Genomic DNA, 5,744 nt, shown 5'->3' with positions numbered 1-5,744 from the left:
ACCTGCCTCGATTGCGCCTTCCCCATCGTCCTCTGGTGGGGGTCCGATCTGGCGATTCTCTACAACGACGAATACGGGGCGATCCTGGCCGCGAAGCATCCCGGTGCCCTCGGGGAGCATGGGTCGAAGGTCTGGGCGGAGATCTGGGACGTCGTCGGCCCGATGCTCGCGCACGTGATGCAGCAAGGGGAGGCGACCCGCTCGCGCGATCTCCGCCTGCACATCGATCGCCACGGCTATCTGGAAGAAGCCTATTTCTCGTTTTCCTACAGCCCGATCCGCGGCGAAGGCGGCAAGGTCGAAGGCATTTTCTGCCCCGTCCTCGAGACCACCGAGAAGGTGATCGGCGAGCGGCGGCTGCGCACCTTGCGGGATCTGGCGGCCCAGTGCCGGGGCGCCGACAGCGACCGGGCGACCTACGCATCCGCCGCCGGGGTTCTGGCGGGCAATCCCCTCGACATCCCCTTCGCCATGATCTACAGCGTCGACACCGCGCGGTCGGCCGCCTCCCTGGAGGCCACCGCCGGGATCGAAGCCGGCGCGGCAGCCGCGCCGCGCATCATCTCCCTGGACACGCCCGAATCCTCCGATCCCTGGTCGCTCGGCGCAGTGGCGCATTCAGGAGAAGGGGTCATCATGAATATCGCCCCGGGAGATTTCGAGGCCCTTCCGACCGGCGCCTGGAAGCTCGCCCCTCATTCCGCCCTGGTCCTCCCGGTCCTGCTTCCCGGGCAGGGGCAGCCGCGCGCCATCCTGGTGGCCGCCGTCAGCCCGGTGCGACCGCTCGACGAGGGATATCGGACTTTCTTCGGGCTGCTCGCCACGCAGATTGCCTCCGGTCTGGCCGACGCGCAGGCGCGCGAGGAGGAGCGGCGCCGCTCCGAAGCGCTGGCGGAGCTGGATCGCGCCAAGACCGCCTTCTTCTCCAACGTCAGCCACGAGTTCCGCACGCCGCTGACCCTGATGCTCGGCCCGCTCGAGGAAGTGCTGGCCAGCTCCCACGGCCTCCTTCCCGCCGAGGCCGCCGAGGCCCTGAGCGTCGCGCATCGCAACAGCCGCAGGCTCCTGAGGCTGGTCAACACGCTGCTCGACTTCTCGCGCATCGAGGCGGGCCGCGTCGAGGCCAGCTACGAGCCCACCGATCTCTCCCTCTTCACGGCGGAGCTGGCCAGCGTCTTCCGCTCGGCGATGGAGAAGGCCGGATTGCAGCTGGTCGTCGACTGCCGGCCCCTGCCCGAGCCGGTGTACGTCGACCGCGACATGTGGGAGAAGATCGTGCTGAATCTCCTCTCCAACGCTTTCAAGTTCACCGCCGAGGGGACGATCGTGGTGTCGCTGGGCTGGCGGCCGGAGGGGGCCGAGCTGTCGGTGAGCGACACCGGCGCCGGAATCCCCGAAGAAGACATGCCCAAGCTGTTCCGGCGCTTCCATCGCGTCAAGGAAACCCGGTCGCGGACCCACGAAGGCACCGGCATCGGTCTGGCGCTGGTGCAGGAGCTGGTCCGGCTGCACGGAGGCGAGGTGAGCGTCCGGAGCCAGGTAGGCCGTGGCACCTCCTTCACCATCAGGATACCGGCCGGGGCGACGCACTTGCCCAAAGATCGGATCCGGCCGTCCCGCGAGCCCGCCACGACCACGCCGGCCGCCACCGGGTTCCTCGAGGAGGCGCTCGGATGGCTGCCGGCCGCCGTGCTCGGTGGAAAGCCGACTCCCTCCGGAATCGTTGCCGAGCTGACCGACCTGCCGGCGGAGCCCTCCCGCGGCCCGACCGGTGGCCGCATCCTGGTCGCCGACGACAACGCCGACATGCGCGACTACCTCTCCCGCCTGCTGGAAGGGCACTACGAGCTGGAGGTGGTGGCGGATGGGAAGCTCGCGCTGGATCGGATCCGGGCGTCTCCTCCGGATCTGGTGCTCACCGACGTCATGATGCCGCGTCTCGACGGCTTCGGGCTGCTCGCGGCGATCCGCGCCGAGGAGGCGACGCGTACCCTCCCGGTGATCATGCTGTCGGCGCGGGCCGGGGAGGAGTCGCGCATCGAGGGAGTGAGCGCCAGTGCGAACGACTACCTGATCAAGCCGTTCAGCGCACGCGAGCTGCTGGCGCGCGTCGGCTCCCAGCTGGAGCTGTCCCGGCTGCGTCAGGACGCCGCCGCGGTGCTGCGCGAGAGCGAGGCGCGCTTCCGGCAGATGGCCGACCACGCGCCGGTGATGATCTGGGTGACCGAGCCGGACGGCTCCTGCACCTTCCTGAGCAAATCCTGGTACGAATTCACGGGTCAGACCCCCGAGGAGGGGCTGGGTCTGGGCTGGACCGAAGCGGTCCACCCCGAGGATCGCCAGCAGGCCCGCGACACTCTTGCGGAGGCGAGCGCCCGGCACGAGCCGTTCCGGATGGAGTACCGGCTGCGCAGGAGGGACGGAGAGTACCGCTGGGCCCTCGACGCCGCCGTCCCCCGCCTGGGCTCGGACGGGCGCTTCCTCGGCTACATCGGCTCCGTCATCGACATCAGCGAGCGCCGGCAGGCGGAGGAGAGGCTGCGATTGCAGGAGGCGGAGCTGCGGGAGGCGCAGCGCGTCGCCCACGTCGGCAGCTGGAGCTGGAATCTCGCGACCGGCCGGATGACCGGCTCGCCGGAGCTGTTCGTCATCTTCGGCCTCGACCCCGCCCGGGATGCCTTTCCCGATTTCCAGGAGCAGGACGGCGTGCTGTTTCCGCACGAGAGCTGGCTGACGCTGCAGGAAGCCGCGCGCGCCACGCTGCGCAGCGGCATCGACTATGATTTGGACCTTCCGGCGCTGCGCCACGGCGCGCCGATCTGGATCACGGCCCGCGGCGAGCCGGTGCGCAATGCGGCAGGCGAAATCGTCGGATTGCGCGGCACGGTCCAGGACGTCACCGACATGAAGCAGGCCCAGGAAGCGCTGCAGGAGGCCGACCGGCGCAAGGACGAGTTCCTGGCGACGCTCGCCCACGAGCTGCGCAACCCCCTCGCCCCCATCCACAACGCGCTGCAGATCCTCCGGCTGCCCGGAGCGGAAGGCGCCGGCGCCGAGCGCATCTACGAGATGATGAGTCGCCAGGTGAGCCACATGGTGCGTCTGGTGGACGATCTGATGGAAGTCTCGCGCATCACGCGCGGCAAGATCGAAATCCGCAAGGAGCCGGTGGATCTGGCGGCCGTCGTGCGCACGGCGGTGGAGACCAGCCGGCCGCTGATCGACGCGGCCCGGCACCGGCTCACCATCGACCTTCCTCCCGAGCCGCTCGTCCTCGAGGCGGACCTGGTGCGCCTGGCGCAGGTGCTGACCAACCTGCTCAACAACGCCGCCAAGTACACCGAGAACGAGGGCCGCATCCTCCTGGCCGCGCGGCGCGAGGGCGGGCAGGTCGTCATCGCGGTGCGCGACAACGGCCGCGGCATCCCCGCCGCCATGCTCCCCAGGGTCTTCGACCTGTTCACGCAAGTCGAGCAGCGCTACAGCCGGTCCCAGGGAGGGCTGGGGATCGGGCTGACGCTGGCGCGCAGCCTCGTGGGGCTGCACGGCGGGACGGTGGAGGCGAGAAGCGAAGGCCCGGGGCAGGGCAGCGAGTTCATCGTCCGGCTTCCCCTGGCGGTGAAGCAGATCGGCAGCGGCGGCATCGAGCAGAGGCCCCTTCTCCCTGCGGCGGTCGCGGCGCACCGCATCCTGGTGGTGGACGACAACCGCGACGCGGCCGACAGCCTCGGCGTGCTCCTCGAGTCGCTTGGCGCCAATGTCCAGACGGCGCACGACGGGTCCTCGGCGCTCGCCGCGGTGGGCACCTTCCAACCCTCCGTCGTGCTGCTGGACATCGGCATGCCGGGGATGGACGGCTTCGAGGTGGCGCGCCGGGCGCGCCAGCAGCAGGGGGGCGAAGGCGTCACCCTCATCGCCCTGAGCGGCTGGGGACAGGAGGAGGAGCAGCGGCGCTCACGCGAGGCCGGCATCGACTATCACCTGATCAAACCGGTGGACCTCGCTGCGCTGGAGCAGTTGCTGGCCTCGCTCCCGCCGAAGGCGCGTTGGTGAGCGCCGCGGAGCACCCCCGCCGCCGCGCCGTGCTGCTGGCCGCCACCCTCTTGGGCGCCGCGGTCCTGGCGGCCGCGCCGCCCTATCGCTCCGGCAAGCCGATTCCCGAGCCGATTCTGTTCGGCGAAGGAATCGTCTCGACCGGAGATTTCGAAACGCATCCCGCCTTCACGCCCGACGGACGCACGCTTTATTTCGTGAAGAGCACACCGGCCTTCGCCGAATGGAAGATCTACGTCACGCAGTGGAGCGAAGGGCACTGGTCGGAGCCGAAGCTCGCCCCCTTCTCGGGCAAGTATCGCGATGCCGATCCCTTCATCACCACCGATGGAAGGAAGCTCTACTTCATCTCCGATCGTCCGGTGGACGGCGCGAAGAGGGAGGACATGGACATCTGGGTGATGGAGAGGGCGGGATCGGGGGATTGGGGAGAGCCGCGAAACCTCGGGGCACCGATCAACTCGCCCGGCAGCGAGTGGCTTCCGCGTCTGACGGCCAGCGGCGCGCTCTATTTCGGATCGGACCGTCCGGGCGGCGAAGGAAGCACCGACCTGTACCGCGCCGCGGAAGCCGGCGGGAAGTTCGCGGAGCCCGAGAACCTGGGACCGGCGATCAACAGCGCGGCCGATGAATACGAGGCTTGCATCGCCCCCGATGAGAGCTACCTGATTTTCATGGCGTCGGGGCGGCCGGACGATCTCGGTGGAGGGGACCTCTACTGGAGCGTCCGCAAGGACGGCAAATGGACGCCCGCCGTGAACCTCGGCCCCAAGATCAACGGTCGCGGCCTCGATATCGGGCCGTTCCTGTCTCCCGACGGAAAGTATTTCTTCTACTCCAGCGCGCGCCGCGATCCGAGCCTGCCTCCCGGGCCGAATCGCCCCAATCGCCCGCGCAACGGCCTGGGCGACATCTACCAGATCGACCTCGAGGCCCTGCGGCCGCTGATGAAGTAGAGCTTCCGCGCCAGCAGCCCGTCGAGGAAATTTCCGTTTGCCGGGTCGCGAGCCTGTGTTTGACTCAACTCAGGTTCCGAAACGCCCCCTCGCGCCCGGCTCGCTCGATTTCTGCCTGGTCGAGCGCTACTGCCTCTACGCGCACCACCGCGGCCATCTCTATCGCAGCAGGATCTTCCACCGCCCCTTATCCGTTGCAATCGGCGGTCCTTTCGCATCATGATTCGACCCTGCTGGAGACCGCGGGGCTGCCCACGCCCGCGGGTGAGCCGCTGCTCCGCGGCGCCGGACCGGTCGACGTGGAGGTGTGGCCCCTGAAAGAAGTCTGAAAATCGCCTGACGAGACCCGAGGAGGCTTTCATGAGCGAGCGTCCCTGGTGGGCACCCGTCCTGCAGTGGGGTCTATGGGCGGTGATCATGGCGCTGGTCATGGGCTATCTGGCGCGCCGTCGCAGCGCGCCGCGGCCGCCGGAGGATGCCGGGAAGTTGGCCCATCCCGTCAGCACGCTGATCATCGGTCTGGGTTGCGGCGGCTTCTTCCTTGCAATCGCCCTGCTCTGCTTCCTCTTCCCAGGCAAGACGGGAGCGCCGGCGCTGAGCCTCTTCTTCGTCGGCTTCGCCCTGCTGGGCCTGCCGCTGGTGCTGGACTATCGCAACGCCCGACACATGCTTCTCGCCGATGGCATGCAGTTCGGCCGGATGCTCGGAGGCCGCGGTGTGCTCAAGTGGGACGCC

The 5,744-nt window shown here is 69.0% G+C and carries 3 protein-coding genes; all 3 read left to right on the top strand.

The genetic code is table 11. The features are described 5' to 3' along the window. On the top strand, positions 1–4,053 hold a 4,053-nt coding region (locus VFW45_14550; GenBank protein HEU5182006.1), incomplete at its 5' end, for an ATP-binding protein. Then, complete coding sequence (locus VFW45_14545; protein HEU5182005.1) at positions 4,050–5,009, top strand: hypothetical protein; 960 nt, start codon at positions 4,050–4,052, stop codon at positions 5,007–5,009. The genes VFW45_14550 and VFW45_14545, both read left to right, overlap by 4 nt. Positions 5,010–5,369: 360 nt before the next feature. Further along, the coding region (locus VFW45_14540; GenBank protein ID HEU5182004.1) for a hypothetical protein at positions 5,370–5,744 on the top strand (375 nt) is incomplete at its 3' end.

The sequence above is a fragment of the Candidatus Polarisedimenticolia bacterium genome, from assembly GCA_035764505.1.
Taxonomy (GTDB): domain Bacteria; phylum Acidobacteriota; class Polarisedimenticolia; order Gp22-AA2; family AA152; genus AA152.
This window is presented reverse-complemented; position numbering and strand designations above follow the sequence as displayed.